The following is a 13,192-nucleotide window of genomic DNA, read 5'->3' on the forward strand; positions in this document are numbered from 1 at the left end:
GCCGACTTGTTCGCACGGGCGAGGTGTTAACCACTTCTAACAGATCTGAGGGGAGGGTAGCGCCAGTCTGTGCCGCCGTCCGTTCCCACCGGCCGGGAGGAGGGGAATATCACAGCTCCCCTCCCCCGTCCGGCGGCGGCGGACTACAGCTTCTCCACCGGCGCGTACCGCAGCAGCAGTTCCTTGCGGCCCGCCGTCCCGAAGTCGACGGTGGCCCGCGCCTTGTCGCCGACGCCCTGGGTGGCGACCACCGTGCCCAGCCCGAAGCTGTCGTGGCTGACCCGGTCGCCGACCGCCAGCGCGACCACCTCCCGGTCCGTCACGGTGCGCGCCGACCGGCCCCAGCCCGCCTTCGGCGCGGCCGCCGCGGACGACCCGGAGCCGCGCGACGAGCCCCCGGACGAGGACGAGGACCCGTAGCGCGAGGGCGGCACGGCGGCCGCGCCGGTGCGCTTCCAGTCGATCAGCTTCTCCGGGATCTCCTCCAGGAAGCGCGAGGCCGGGTTGTACGAGGGCTGGCCCCAGGCGCTGCGCAGCACCGACCTGGTCAGGTAGAGCCGCTGCCGGGCCCGGGTCAGGCCGACGTAGGCGAGGCGGCGCTCCTCCTCCAGCTCCTTGACCTGGTTGAGGGCCCGCATGTGCGGGAAGATCCCGTCCTCCATGCCGGTCAGGAACACCACCGGGAACTCCAGGCCCTTGGCGGTGTGCAGGGTCATCATCGTGATGACGCCCTGCCCGTCCTCCTCCCCGTCCGGGATCTGGTCGGAGTCGGCGACCAGCGCGACCCGCTCCAGGAAGTCGGCGAGCGAGCCGACCGGCGGGCCCTCGTCGCCCTCCGGGCGCTCCCCCGGGTCCTTCTCGTACTCCAGCGCCACGGACGCCAGCTCCTGCAGGTTCTCCACCCGGGTCTCGTCCTGCGGGTCGGTGGAGGACTGCAGCTCGGCCAGGTACCCGGTCTCCTCCAGCACCGCCTCCAGCACCGCGGCCGGACCGGCCCCGGACTCGACGACCTGGCGCAGCCCGGCCAGCAGCTCGTTGAACTTCTTCACCGCGTTGGTGGAGCGCGCGGCCATCCCGTACGCCTCGTCGACCCGGCGCAGCGCCGCGGCGAAGGAGATCCGCTCGCGCGCGGCCAGCGCGTCGATCATCGCCTCGGCGCGCTCGCCGATGCCGCGCTTGGGCACGTTGAGGATGCGGCGCAGCGGCACGGTGTCCTCCGGGTTGGAGAGCACCCGCAGGTAGGCCAGGACGTCCTTGACCTCCTTGCGCTCGTAGAAGCGCACGCCGCCGACCACCTTGTACGGCAGGCCGACCCGGATGAACACCTCCTCGAACACCCGGGACTGCGCGTTGGTGCGGTAGAAGATCGCCACGTCGCCGGGGCGGGCGTCGCCGGCGTCGGTGAGCCGGTCGATCTCCTCGGCGACGAACTGCGCCTCGGCGTGCTCGTCGTCGGCGACGTAGCCGACCACCTGCTCGCCCTGGTCGCCGGCCGTCCACAGGTTCTTCTTGCGGCGGTTGGTGTTGCGCTCGATCACCGCGTTGGCGGCCGACAGGATGGTCTGGGTGGAGCGGTAGTTCTGCTCCAGCAGGATGGTGGTCGCGTTCGGGTAGTCCTCCTCGAACTGGAGGATGTTGCGGATCGTCGCGCCGCGGAAGGCGTAGATCGACTGGTCGGCGTCGCCGACCACGCACAGCTCCGCGGGCGGGAGCTGCGCGAGCTGCGCCTCGGCGGGGTTCACGTACTCACCGTCGACGGTCGTCCGGGGCGCGTGCCCGGCAGAGCCGCCGGACAGCTCGCGGACCAGCGTGTACTGGGCGTGGTTGGTGTCCTGGTACTCGTCGACCAGGATGTGCCGGAACCGGCGCCGGTAGTGCTCCGCGACGTCGGGGAACGCCTGCAGCAGGTGGACGGTGGCCATGATGATGTCGTCGAAGTCGAGGGCGTTGGCCTCGCGCAGCCGCCGCTGGTAGAGGAAGTACGCCTCGGCGAGCTTCTTCTCCATCGGGTTGGCGGCCTGGTCGGCGTACGTCTCCTCGTCGATCAGCTCGTTCTTGAGGTTGCTGACCTTCGAGGTGAAGGACTTCGGCGGGAACTGCTTCGGGTCCAGGTCGAGGTCCCGGCAGACCAGCGCCATCAGGCGCTGCGAGTCCGCCGAGTCGTAGATCGAGAAGCTGGAGCTCATCCCGAGCTGCTTGGCCTCCCGGCGCAGGATGCGCACGCAGGCGCTGTGGAAGGTCGACACCCACATCGCCCGGGCCCGCGGCCCGACCAGGGCCTCGACCCGCTCGCGCATCTCGCCGGCGGCCTTGTTGGTGAAGGTGATCGCCAGGATCTCGCCCGGCTGCACGCCGCGCGCGCCCAGCAGGTAGGCGATCCGGTGGGTCAGCACCCGGGTCTTGCCGGAGCCCGCGCCGGCCACCAGCAGCAGCGGCGACCCGGCGTGCAGCACCGCCTCGCGCTGCGGGTCGTTCATGCCCTCCAGCAGCTGCGCCGGGTCGACCGCGGGGCGGGCCGCGCCGTTGCGGTACCAGGCGTCGCGCGCGCTCTCGGCGGCGTGGTCGGTGGCGAACAGCCCGTCCGGGACGTCCTCCTCGTACGCCTCCTCCCAGGGCCCGTCGTCGGGCTCGTCGAGCGGCGGGGCGTCGTCCGGCCACGCCGGCGGGGGCGGCTCGGCCGCCTCGGGACGGGGGCTCGACCCGACGGCTGGACGCTCGAAGCCGGGGAGCGGGAGGTCATCGAAGAGGCTACTCATGGCCTTTCGAGTCTATGGCCCGCCACCGACGTCCCGGCCCGGCTCCGGCAGTCCGGCTCCGGCCTCCCGGTTCCGGGCGGACGAACGGCGGGAGCCCCCGCCCCCGTGACGGGGGCGGGGGCTCGGAGCCGGGGACGGGGAGCGTCAGACGCCGATCCGGTCGCCGCTCCCGGTGGTCCGGTCCGCGTCGGCCGAGTCGTAGCCGATGAAGAAGGTCGGGCGCTTCTGCACTGCGGTGTAGATCCGGCCGATGTACTCGCCGAGCAGGCCGACGCAGATCAGCTGGATGCCGCCGAGGAACAGCATGGCGACGAACAGCGAGGTCCAGCCGGGCACGGTGTGGCCGGCCACGTAGATGCCGAGGGTCGCGGCGAGCAACGCGAAGCAGCCGAAGAAGCTCAGCACGCCCAGCCAGGTCGCGATCCGCAGCGGCGCGGCCGAGAAGTTGGTGATGCTGTCGATCGCGAGCCGGACCATCTTGCTCAGCGGGTACTTGGTCTCGCCGGCGACCCGCTCCTCGCGGAAGTACGTCACCTGGCCGCTGGGGAAGCCCAGCCACGGCACCAGCAGGCGGTAGACCTGCTGCTGGTCCGGCAGCGCCTTGAGCGCGTCCACGGCCTCCCGGCTGAGCAGCCGGAAGTCGCCGGCCTGGGACGGCACCCGCTTGCCGACCATGCGGCGGACCAGCCAGTAGTAGAGGCCGGCGGTGCGGCGCTTGAAACCGGTGTCGGTGCTGCGGTCCGAGCGGACGCCGTAGACGATGTCCAGGCCGTCGCGGCGGGCCAGCTCCAGCATCTCCGGGATCTTCTCCGGCGGGTCCTGGAGGTCCGCGTCGATGCTGGCCACGTAGTCGCCCACCGAGCTGTGCAGGCCGGCGGTCAGCGCGGCCTGGTGGCCGGAGTTGCGCCGCAGCTGGACGATCCGCAGTTCGGGCCAGTCGAGGCGGATCTTCTCCAGCAGCTCAGCCGTCCGGTCGGCGGAGCCGTCGTCGACGGCCACGACCTCGTAGGAGACGTTCGTGCCGTCCAGCGCGGGACGGAGTCGGGCGACGAGGGCCGGGAGGGCCGCCTCCTCGTTGTACATCGGAATGACGACGGACAGGGTCGTCGTGGCTCGTGCAGCCGCCATGGGGTTTCCCACCGGAGAGAGTAGTTCGATAAGACCAGGGACATGCGCTTCGTCGGTCGAGCGGATCCTAGCAAGGGATTCAGAGGCCCTCCGTCCCCGGAGGGCCCTGGTCACGGGCCACCGGGTTCGAACGTCACGGCGTACCGAGCTCGAACGTGACGTAGCCCGCGTACCAGCCGGAGGCCGCCCCGACGAACACCATCAGCGACACCATGGTCGGCCACTTGAGCCGGCTCGCGCCGATCGCGGGGGCGATCAGCAGCGGGAAGGCCGGGAGCAGGTAGCGCGGGATGTTGCCGAATATCTGCTGGCTGAGCACGGTGGACGCGATGGTCAGCACCGTGAACAGCACCAGGAAGACCGGGGGGCGCAGCCGGATCAGCAGCACCAGCAGCACCGGGACCGTGAGCAGCACGGCCAGCGCGAAGGTGTCGGACATCGGCCAGGCCCACAGGTAGTGGTAGCGGGCGATCATGATCTCGGGGATCGCCTGGAGGGTGAACTTCCCGCCGTCGAAGTAGTGCTGCCACGACTTCTGGATCATGAAGTAGCCGCCGGGGCTGTGCATCCGCCAGCCGACCCAGGCCAGGTAGCCGAACAGGCCCCAGGGCGATATCAGGATCGCGAACAGCGGCTTGGCGACCCCGTCGGTGCGCTTGAACAACGCGATCAGCGCGGCCAGGCCGACGGCCGCGATCAGTGCTGCGGAGGTCGGCCGGTTCAGGCCGGACACCAGGGCGAGCAGGCCGGCGGCGACCCACTGGCGCTTGAGCACCGCGTAGCAGGCCCAGGCCGCGATCGCGACGAACATCGACTCCGAGTAGACCGCCCACTCGACGCCCGAGCCCGGGGCGAGCGCCCACAGGCCGCCGACGGCTATGCCGGCGCGGTGCCCGGCGAGCAGCGCCACGACGGCGTAGAGGCCGGCCGCGGCGACGAACGAGAACACCACCGAGACCAGCATGCCGGAGCCGAACGGGCCGAGGCCGGTGACCTTCGAGACCAGGCCCATCAGGCCCGGGTAGAGCGGGAAGAACGCCGCGGTGTTCGGCTTCACGTCGGAGACCTGGGCCCCCGCGGCGAGGACCTGCGGGTGGTACCAGTGCGCGGCGATCTCCTGGTAGGACAGGCCGTCCCAGGAGCCGAGCACGTCCCACGGCCGGTGGCCGCCACCCGGACCGGGCGGCCTGGTCCGGTAGTCGCCGGACCGGTGCAGCAGGTACATGAAGACCACGAAACCGGTCGACTTCACCAGCGCGTAGAGGCCCAGCACGGGGGCGAACCGCCGCACCGCGCGCAGCGCCCGACTGCGAAGGACCTCCGGTTCCGCCGGTGCGGTCGGTTGGTCGAGGTGTGGATCGCCGCTCGCGACCACGCCGGACGTCGCGCGCATGAGCGAGCCCCCCAGTGTTCTACTGTGTTCCAATCCGGATGCTGCAGGGAGTTTACGGGACGGCCGGAGCTGCTCGCCCCCGACCCCGGGCCCTTCGATCCCACACGAACGACCTCGGCGGCCCGCCCCGGACCGGCCGCCCGGACCCGGTCGGCGGCTCCGCCGGTGGCCCTGAAGCGGATCTTCGCCCGCCTGCTAGCCTGTGGGTCGCGTACGGCATGCCCTTCTGCACGGCCGTCCGGCGCCGGCGGCCGACACCGTCCACCGGTGGCGCGGCCGTCCCTCTTCCCGGGCACCGCCGGCCACCGTTCGACCGCGACGGACGCGGTCGCGGGGGGCCGGCCGCGGAGTCCACCGAGAACACTCCCGGGAGATAACGGCTGATGGGCACGTTCCACGACACCCCCCGCGCGGCGGGCGCGCAGACCGGGCCGCCGGCCCGGACCGGCGACGGGGGGCGGGGCCCGCTCGGCACCGCGGTGCGCTTCCTGCCCGCGCTGGCCGCCCTGGCGGTCCTGGTCGCCGCGCTGGCCGCCTCCGACACCCCGGTGGACGCGATGGCCCGCTACGCGTTCTACACCGGCTGGGGCGTGCTGCTGCCCGGCACCCTGCTGTACCGCTCGCTGCGCCGCGCCCCGCACACCCTGGTCGAGGACCTGACCATGGGCGCGGTCACCGGCCTGGTGCTGGAGCTCGCCGCCTGGGCCGTGTTCATGCCGCTGGGCCTGGCGGGGGCGATGACGCTCTGGCCGCTGCTGGTGGTGGTGCCGTTCGCCGCGGTGCCGCGGCTGCGCCGGCACTGGTGGGTGCGCGGCTACACGCCCGTCCCGCGCTCCTGGGCCTGGGCGGTGGCCGGCACCGTCGCGCTGACCACCGGCTACCTGTTCAAGGTGTACCTGGACGTCGTCGAGCTGATGCCCGCGAACGACGCCAGCCGCCAGTTCGTCGACATCTCCTACCAGATGTCGCTGGCCGGCAACGCCAAGCACTCCTTCCCCCCCACCCTGCCGCAGGTGGCCGGCGAGCCGCTGCAGTACCACTGGTTCGCGTTCGTCCACGAGGCGATGACCAGCCTGGTCGGCCACCTCGACCTGCCGGTGGTGCAGCTGCGGCTGATGATCCCGGCGCTGTGCGCGCTCACCATGCTGGTCGCCGCGGTGGTGGCCTGGCGGCTCAGCGGCCGCGCCTGGGCGGGCCCGATCGCGGGCCTGCTGCTGTTCGCGGTCGGCGAGTTCAACGGCGGGCACGGCCAGACCCCGTTCGGGTCGCCGCAGACCACGCTGATGGTCTGGGGCAGCGTCTCGATGACGTACAGCCAGCCGCTGCTGCTGGCCCTGATCGGCGTGGCCGGCGACGCCCTGCGCCGCACCGACCGGGAGACCGGGCCGGACCGGGCGCCGCTGCTCGGCGGCCGCGCCGTGTACGTGCTGGCGGTGCTGTTCGCGTTCTCCTCCAGCGCCGCCAAGGCCACCTCGATCCCGGTCACCCTGGCCGGCCTGGCGCTGGCCGGCCTGGCCGGGCTGGTGGCCGCCCGGCGGGTCCCGTGGACGGTGGTGCGGCTCGGCGTGATCGTCGGCGCCGCCCAGCTGTTCTCCACCGCGGTGATCTTCGCCTTCAAGACGTACGGCCTGGCCGTCGACCCGTTCTCCAACATCCGGGTGTTCTGGGCCGACCCGCAGGACGTCCGCAGCTCGACCGGCCAGCTGATGGTGGTGGCGCTGGTCTGGTTCGCCTTCCTGGTCAACACCCAGCTGCGGGTGGCCGGCGCGGTGCCGCTGCTGTGGCACGGCCGGATGCGGCTGGAGCCGGTGCAGTGGTTCCTGCTCGGCGGCGCGGTCGCCGGACCGGCCGCGTTCATCGCGATCAGCGGCTGGAACGCGGGCTACTTCACGCACGCCGGCCTCGCCTTCGGCGTGCTGCTCTCCGCCTGGGGCTACTGCGAGGCCTGGGAGCGGGCGAAGCTCTCCCGCCGCGGCCGGGTCGCGCTGGGCGCGTTCGCGGTGGCCTGGACGGCGCTGATGATCTGGCTGGTCGGCTCGGACCACGACCTCGGCTGGCTGCAGCGGGTGGACCGGGCGATCCGCGACCTGCACCCGGGCAGCACCGGCTTCCTGCGGGCCCTGCTGACCGACTACCCGGGCCGGGGCGCCAACGGCTCCGCGTCCGGGCTGTTCGCGATCGTCGCGGCCGGCCTGACGCTGGTCGCGCTGGCCGCCGTCTGCGCGGTGCTGTGGTGGGCGCTGTCCCGCAAGGTCCGGCCGATGCGCGGCCGCGGCGGCATCGTGCTGCTCACCGCCGCCCTGCTGGCCGCCACCCCGACCCTGGTGCTGGACCTGCCGAAGCCGACCTGGGGCCCGACCGTGTGGGGCGCCCTCCCGCTGCCCGCCGGCAAGGTCGAGGCGGCCCGCTGGCTGCGCGCGCACAGCGACCCCGCCGACGTGGTCGCGACCAACGAGCACTGCTGGTCCGCCGACGACTTCAAGGACCCGTCCGCCCCCTGCACCGACTACCGGGACTTCGCGCTCAGCGCCTACGCGGAGCGCTCGGTGCTGGTCGAGGGCTGGGGCTTCGCCCCGCGCGTGATGGCCGGCACCGACCCGAACTTCTGGGACCAGGACCTGCTGAAGCTGAACGACGAGGCGATCGGCCGGCCGACGCCCGCGCTGCTCGCCGAGCTGCACGACCGGCACCACGTGCGCTACCTGTTCGTGAACCGGCGGGTCGGGGCCGAGGGCGCCGGGATGGAGAAGCTGGCCACCAAGGTGTTCGACAACGGCCGGATCGGGATCTACCGGCTCGGCTGAGCCGCCCGCACCGCCGGAACGGCGAGGGCCCGGCACCCCTGGGGGTGCCGGGCCCTCGCCGTTCGGGGCTGCTCAGTGGGTGCGTTCCAGCAGCGTCACCGTGATCGCGCGGACCTTCGAGACCTGCACCGGGGAGAACTTCGCCTTGAGCGCGGCGGCCTCCGTCTCGGGCAGGCCGTGGAACGGCTCGTCGTCGTTGCCCGCGAAGGTGACCATCCAGACCCGCCGGGTGTCGCCGATGCAGGCCGCCGGGTCCGGGCAGGACTCGGCGAACAGGTCGTCCCGGGCGATCGCGGACCTGGCCGCGAACAGGTCCTTGGGCTCGATCGAACGCGGCAGGTAGTACTCCATCGCGTGGTCCATCATCATGTAGTCCGCGCTGCCGCGGACCGGCACGATGGCGTCGCCCGGCCGGTAGCCCTGGGCGATCACCTTGGCGGCGCCGCGCTCGTCCGACCACTCGTGCGAGGTGGTGCCGCGCAGGTGCTGCTGGGCCTGCGTCCCGACCAGGCCGAGCAGCAGCAGGAACGCCACCGCCGCCAGCGGCCGGGGCCGCACCGAGGTCGCGGCCGCGCCGGCCAGCACGCACCACACCGGGACGGTGAACAGCAGGTACCGGTCCATGAAGTACGAGGTGCTGCCCTGCGAGACCACGAACACCGCGGCGATCGGCAGCGCGGCCATCAGGCCGATCTCCACCGCCCGGCGGCGGTTGCCGCTCCAGGCCAGCGGCATCGCGGCCAGCGCCAGCACCAGGCCGCCGACCAGCGAGGCGCCGAACAGGCCGGCCCAGAAGTCGGGGAAGGAACCGAGGTGCGGGGTCTTGATCCAGGAGATCTGCCGGCCGACCTGCTTGCGGCCCAGCAGCACCAGCGGCAGCAGCGGCAGGACGCCGCCCAGCACCGCCACCGGGAAGCCGAACAGCAGCGCCCGGTCGCGCGAGCGCCACCAGCGCAGCGCGACCACCACCGCGTGCGGGGCCAGGAAGACCAGCGCGATCATGTGGAACGCGCCGGCCAGCGCCACGCACACCGCGTACAGCAGCCAGCGCGGCCAGGTCGGCCGCTCCAGCGCGCGCAGCAGCGCCCAGGTGCCGGCGGCGACGAACAGCACCACGAAGGCGTAGCCGCGGACCTGCTGGGAGTAGACCGAGACCGAGGGCACCAGGGCGAACATCAGCCCGGCGATCAGACCGGCCCAGGCGTTGAACTGCTTGCGGCCGATCAGGAACACGAAGCCGGCCGCCCCGGCCATCGCCAGCGCGGAGGGCAGCCGCATCGAGGTGACGGAGTCGCCGAACGCCCCGATCCAGTAGTGCAGCAGCAGGTAGTAGGCGCCGGAGACGGCGTCCACGTGGTTGAGCATGTCGAGCAGTTCGCCGGTGCTGCGTTCGGCGGCGCTCCAGGACGCGAGCTCGTCGCGCCACAGCTCGGGCCGCCCCGCCTTGTATATGCCCAGGGCCAGGGTGAGCAGCACCGGCCAGACCCAGAGCGTCCCGGTCGCCCAGCGCGGCAGGGCGGCGGCCCTGGCGGCGAGTCTCCCGGCCGGTTCCGGTGAGGCGCTTCCCTCGATCGCCGGTTGTTCGGCCACGGCGGCTTCCGCCACGTCGTCCCCCTTAGGAAACATTTCGGAGTTCGGTTGCTCGGTCGGTCAGTCCGACGCTCCGTCGCGCCGGATCTGCGCGAACGAGGTGTCGAGCTTCTTCTTCAGCCAGGGCGCCATCGGCCGTTCGACCAGGCGGTGCACCAGGTAGGCCGCACCCATCATGATCACCAGTACCACGAAGAAGGTCGGGTACGGCGGCAGGTGGCGGCTGATCCGGGTGATCAGCTGGAAGCCGATCTCCTGGTGCAGCAGGTACAGCGGGTAGGTGAGCGAGCCGGCGACCGTCAGCCACTTCCAGCGGACCCAGTTGAACCAGCCCAGCGCGGAGCCGAGCACCAGCAGGAACGCGGCGGTGACGTAGGCGATGGTCAGGTACCAGGACAGGTGGTGCTGGGTGCCGTACTCGTAGCCGCCGATGACGCCGCGCATCCGGTCCTGGGCCATCAGCCAGCAGAACGCGACGATGCCCCAGAGCAGCAGATTCGGCTTGAAGCGGTACATCAGGTACATCGCGATGCCGGCGATGAAGTACCAGGCGTAGGTGGGCTGGACCATCATCGACAGGACGGGCAGGTCGGCCGGGCCGGCGACGGTCGCCAGGAACGCCCAGACCAGGCAGAAGCCGACGACCCGCTTGTAGGTCAGGCCCCAGATCAGCAGCACCGAGAACAGCACGTAGAAGCGGGTCTCGGCCCACAGCGACCAGTACACCGGGTCGATGTCGGCGACCCCGCTGGGCGCGTTCAGCATGGTGAGGTTGGTCAGGACGCGGGTCGGCGTGGGCTTGCTGGTGATGTCGCCCCATATCGTCGTCGCCAGCATCAGCGTGACGGTGGTGAGCAGCACCGCGACCCAGTAGGCCGGGAACAGCCGGACCACCCGGGAGGTGAAGAAGTCGCCGAGCGAGCGGCCCCAGCAGGACATGCAGATGACGAAGCCGCTGATCAGGAAGAACAGCTGGACGCCGGTCCAGCTGTAGGCGCCGATCAGGTGGCCGAACGGCATCAGCTTCGACGGGGAGCCGTGCCAGACGCCCTGGAAGCGCTCGACGCCGAGCCAGTGCCAGCAGAGCACCCCGACCGCGGCCAGCAGGCGGAGCCCGTCCAGGACGTAGAGGCGGGGGCGCTTGGCCGGTTTCGGCGCGACGGCGCTGTCCGCCGTCAGGGGCGGCAGGGGATCGTGACTGGCTACGGTCGATGACATCGGCGCGCTCTCGCTGGGGACGGGGACGGTCGGCGGGCCCGGCCCGCCGGGCCCGCCGGGCCCGGGCGCGGTGCCGGTCGGACGAAGCCTACCGACACCGCGGAGCGCTTCCCGCCCCGGAGACCTCTCGTTGGCACACGCCCCGCCCGGACCGGGTGCCGCGCCCCGCTCAGACCAGGCGGCGCGCGGTGGCCCAGCGGGTCAGCTCGTGCCGGTTGGAGAGCTGGAGCTTGCGCAGCACCGCCGAGACGTGGCTCTCCACCGTCTTCACCGAGATGAACAGCTGCTTGGCGATCTCCTTGTAGGCGTAGCCGCGGGCGATCAGCCGCAGCACCTCGCGCTCGCGCTGGGTGAGCCGGTCGAGGTCCTCGTCGACCGGCGGGGTGTCGGTGGCGGCGAACGCGTCCAGCACGAAGCCGGCCAGCCGGGGCGAGAACACCGCGTCGCCGTCGGAGATCCGGAAGACCGCGCTGACCAGGTCGGTGCCGGTGATGGTCTTGGTCACGTAGCCGCGGGCGCCGCCGCGGATCACGCCGATCACGTCCTCGGCGGCGTCCGAGACGGACAGCGCGAGGAAGCGCACCCCCTCGACGCCGGCCGAGCGGCGCAGCACCTCGACGCCGCCGCCGCCGGGCAGGTGGACGTCGAGCAGCACCACGTCGGGGCGGGTCTCGGCGACCACCCGGACCGCGGACTCGACGTCGTCGGCCTCGCCGACCACGTCGATGCCGGTCTCGTCGGTGCGCCCGATCTCGGCGCGCACCCCGGTGCGGAACATCCGGTGGTCGTCCACCAGGACCACCCGGGCCCGCCGCCCGGGTGCCGCCGCCTCTGACGCTGCGTCAGTCATCTGCCGCCCTCTCCATCTCCAGCTCGACCTCGGTCCCGCCGTCCGGCGCGGGCCGCACCCGCGCGGTGCCGCCGTTGCGCCGCATCCGGCCGATGATCGATTCGCGTACGCCCATGCGGTCCTCGGGGAGGTCGTCGGGGTCGAAGCCGGGGCCGTGGTCGCGGACGAACACCGACACCGTCCTCCCCTCCACCTCCGCGTAGACCTGGACCGGTCCCCCGCCACCGTACTTGGCGGCGTTCACCATGGCTTCCCTCGCGGCCTGCATCTGCGAGGCGATCTTCTCGTCCATCGGGCAGTCGCCGACGCAGACCAGTTCCAGGGGGACGCCGTGCCGGTCCTCGACCTCGGCGACGATCTCGCGCAGGTGCTCGGCCAGGGTGTCGGGGGCGGCCTCGGCGGCGGCCTCCGGGCGGTACAGCCACAGCCGCAGCTCGCGCTCCTGGGCGCGGGCCAGCCGGAGCACCTCCTTGGGGTCCTCGGCCCGGCGCTGGATCAGGGTGAGGGTGTGCAGCACCGAGTCGTGGACGTGCGCGGCGATCTCGGCCCGCTCCTGGGCCCGGATCCGGGCGGTGCGCTCGGCGCCGAGGTCCTGCCACAGCCGCAGCGCGGACGGCCCGGCCAGCACCAGCACGCCCGCGACCACCGCCAGCGAGGACTCGACCACCAGCGCCACCGGCGAGCCGACGCCCTGCATGACGAAGTAGCCGATGATGCCGGCCACCACCAGCAGCACCCCGGCCAGCACCCGCAGGTAGGCGCCCTTGCGGCTGCCCGGCTCCAGGCCGAACCAGCTCTGCCAGCGCGAGTCGTCGGCCTGCCGCCACACCAGGGCGACGCCGACGCCGACCGCGAGCAGCGGCCACACGTACGGCTTGGCGGTCTGGATGCCGAGCGCGGACAGCAGCGCCATCACGCCGATGACCAGGCCGATCAGCGCGAACAGCTGGCCCAGGCTGCCGCCGCGCTGCCCGGCGGCGGACCGGCCCCTGCCGGGGGCGGCGGTGGCGGGCGCGGGCCCGGCGGCGGTCGCGGCGGCGGTGGTGCCGGTGGCGGCACCGGTGGGGGCGCCGTCGTCGCCGTGGAAGGTGCGCTCCAGCAGGTCGCGCAGCCGCCCGAGCCGGCGGCCGTCCGGCCCGTCGGCGCCCCGTCGGGCGGCCCGCGGGGTGCCGGGGGCGGCCTCGTTGATGCCGAGCGGCACCACCACCCAGAACGCGGCGTACAGCAGGGTGCCGATGCCCTGGGTGAAGAACAGCACGATGAACGCCAGCCGGACCCAGGTGACGGGCACGCCGAGGTGGGTGGCCAGGCCCTGGCAGACGCCGCCGAGGATCCGCCCGTGCGGGCTGCGGTACAGCCGCCGGTAGGGCGGGGCCCCGGCCGGTGCGTCGGTCGGGGCGGGGTCGGGGGTTCGGGTCTCGGGTGCGGCCACGGCACCGATGGTGGCAGGTGC

8 protein-coding genes are annotated in these 13,192 nt (G+C 72.7%); 1 reads left to right on the forward strand and 7 read right to left on the reverse strand.

Translation table 11 applies throughout. The annotated features are described in order from the left end of the window. Positions 1–143 precede the first annotated feature (143 nt). The 3 genes from pcrA to ACIQBJ_RS23790 form a co-directional block, all read right to left on the reverse strand. Positions 144–2,756 (reverse strand): DNA helicase PcrA, encoded by a 2,613-nt coding sequence (gene pcrA, locus ACIQBJ_RS23780; RefSeq protein WP_400714035.1) that lies wholly within the window; start codon positions 2,754–2,756, stop codon positions 144–146. Between the two features lie 144 nt (positions 2,757–2,900). Beyond that, the gene (locus ACIQBJ_RS23785; protein ID WP_400714038.1) at positions 2,901–3,884 is read right to left on the reverse strand and encodes a glycosyltransferase family 2 protein; all 984 of its coding nucleotides are present in this window, start codon (positions 3,882–3,884) and stop codon (positions 2,901–2,903) included. Positions 3,885–4,017: 133 nt separating this feature from the next. Beyond that, positions 4,018–5,277 (reverse strand): hypothetical protein, encoded by a 1,260-nt coding sequence (locus ACIQBJ_RS23790; RefSeq protein WP_400714041.1) that lies wholly within the window; start codon positions 5,275–5,277, stop codon positions 4,018–4,020. A gap of 383 nt (positions 5,278–5,660) precedes the next feature. On the opposite strand from ACIQBJ_RS23790, the gene ACIQBJ_RS23795 reads away from it, so the two are divergent. Next, complete coding sequence (locus tag ACIQBJ_RS23795; protein ID WP_400714044.1) at positions 5,661–8,081, forward strand: hypothetical protein; 2,421 nt, start codon at positions 5,661–5,663, stop codon at positions 8,079–8,081. 72 nt (positions 8,082–8,153) lie between these two features. On the opposite strand, the gene ACIQBJ_RS23800 is transcribed toward ACIQBJ_RS23795, so the two are convergent. The 4 genes from ACIQBJ_RS23800 to ACIQBJ_RS23815 all read right to left on the reverse strand — a co-directional run bounded on the left by ACIQBJ_RS23800 (position 8,154) and on the right by ACIQBJ_RS23815 (position 13,171). Beyond that, a complete protein-coding gene (locus ACIQBJ_RS23800) occupies positions 8,154–9,686 on the reverse strand; it encodes a glycosyltransferase family 39 protein (protein WP_400714047.1) in 1,533 nt (510 codons plus the stop codon). Positions 9,687–9,731: 45 nt separating this feature from the next. Beyond that, entirely contained in the window at positions 9,732–10,889 is a 1,158-nt protein-coding gene (locus tag ACIQBJ_RS23805) for an acyltransferase family protein (RefSeq protein WP_400714050.1), read from the reverse strand. A gap of 169 nt (positions 10,890–11,058) precedes the next feature. Further along, positions 11,059–11,739, reverse strand: a complete 681-nt coding sequence (locus ACIQBJ_RS23810; RefSeq protein WP_400714053.1) for a LuxR C-terminal-related transcriptional regulator — start codon at positions 11,737–11,739, stop codon at positions 11,059–11,061. Then, positions 11,732–13,171 (reverse strand): PspC domain-containing protein, encoded by a 1,440-nt coding sequence (locus tag ACIQBJ_RS23815; RefSeq protein ID WP_400714056.1) that lies wholly within the window; start codon positions 13,169–13,171, stop codon positions 11,732–11,734. The genes ACIQBJ_RS23810 and ACIQBJ_RS23815 overlap by 8 nt, the downstream gene beginning before the upstream one ends. Between the last annotated feature and the right edge of the window lie 21 nt (positions 13,172–13,192).

It is taken from the genome of Kitasatospora sp. NPDC088391 (assembly GCF_044753345.1).
In the GTDB taxonomy this organism is placed as follows: domain Bacteria; phylum Actinomycetota; class Actinomycetes; order Streptomycetales; family Streptomycetaceae; genus Kitasatospora.

Excerpts from the sequence above, each read along its gene's own strand:
- pcrA (WP_400714035.1), bottom strand. The coding sequence starts at position 2,756 with ATGAGTAGCCTCTTCGATGACCTCCCGCTCCCCGGCTTCGAGCGTCCA.
- ACIQBJ_RS23785 (WP_400714038.1), bottom strand. The coding sequence starts at position 3,884 with ATGGCGGCTGCACGAGCCACGACGACCCTGTCCGTCGTCATTCCGATG.
- ACIQBJ_RS23790 (WP_400714041.1), bottom strand. The coding sequence starts at position 5,277 with ATGCGCGCGACGTCCGGCGTGGTCGCGAGCGGCGATCCACACCTCGAC.
- ACIQBJ_RS23795 (WP_400714044.1), top strand. The coding sequence starts at position 5,661 with ATGGGCACGTTCCACGACACCCCCCGCGCGGCGGGCGCGCAGACCGGG.
- ACIQBJ_RS23805 (WP_400714050.1), bottom strand. The coding sequence starts at position 10,889 with ATGTCATCGACCGTAGCCAGTCACGATCCCCTGCCGCCCCTGACGGCG.
- ACIQBJ_RS23810 (WP_400714053.1), bottom strand. The coding sequence starts at position 11,739 with ATGACTGACGCAGCGTCAGAGGCGGCGGCACCCGGGCGGCGGGCCCGG.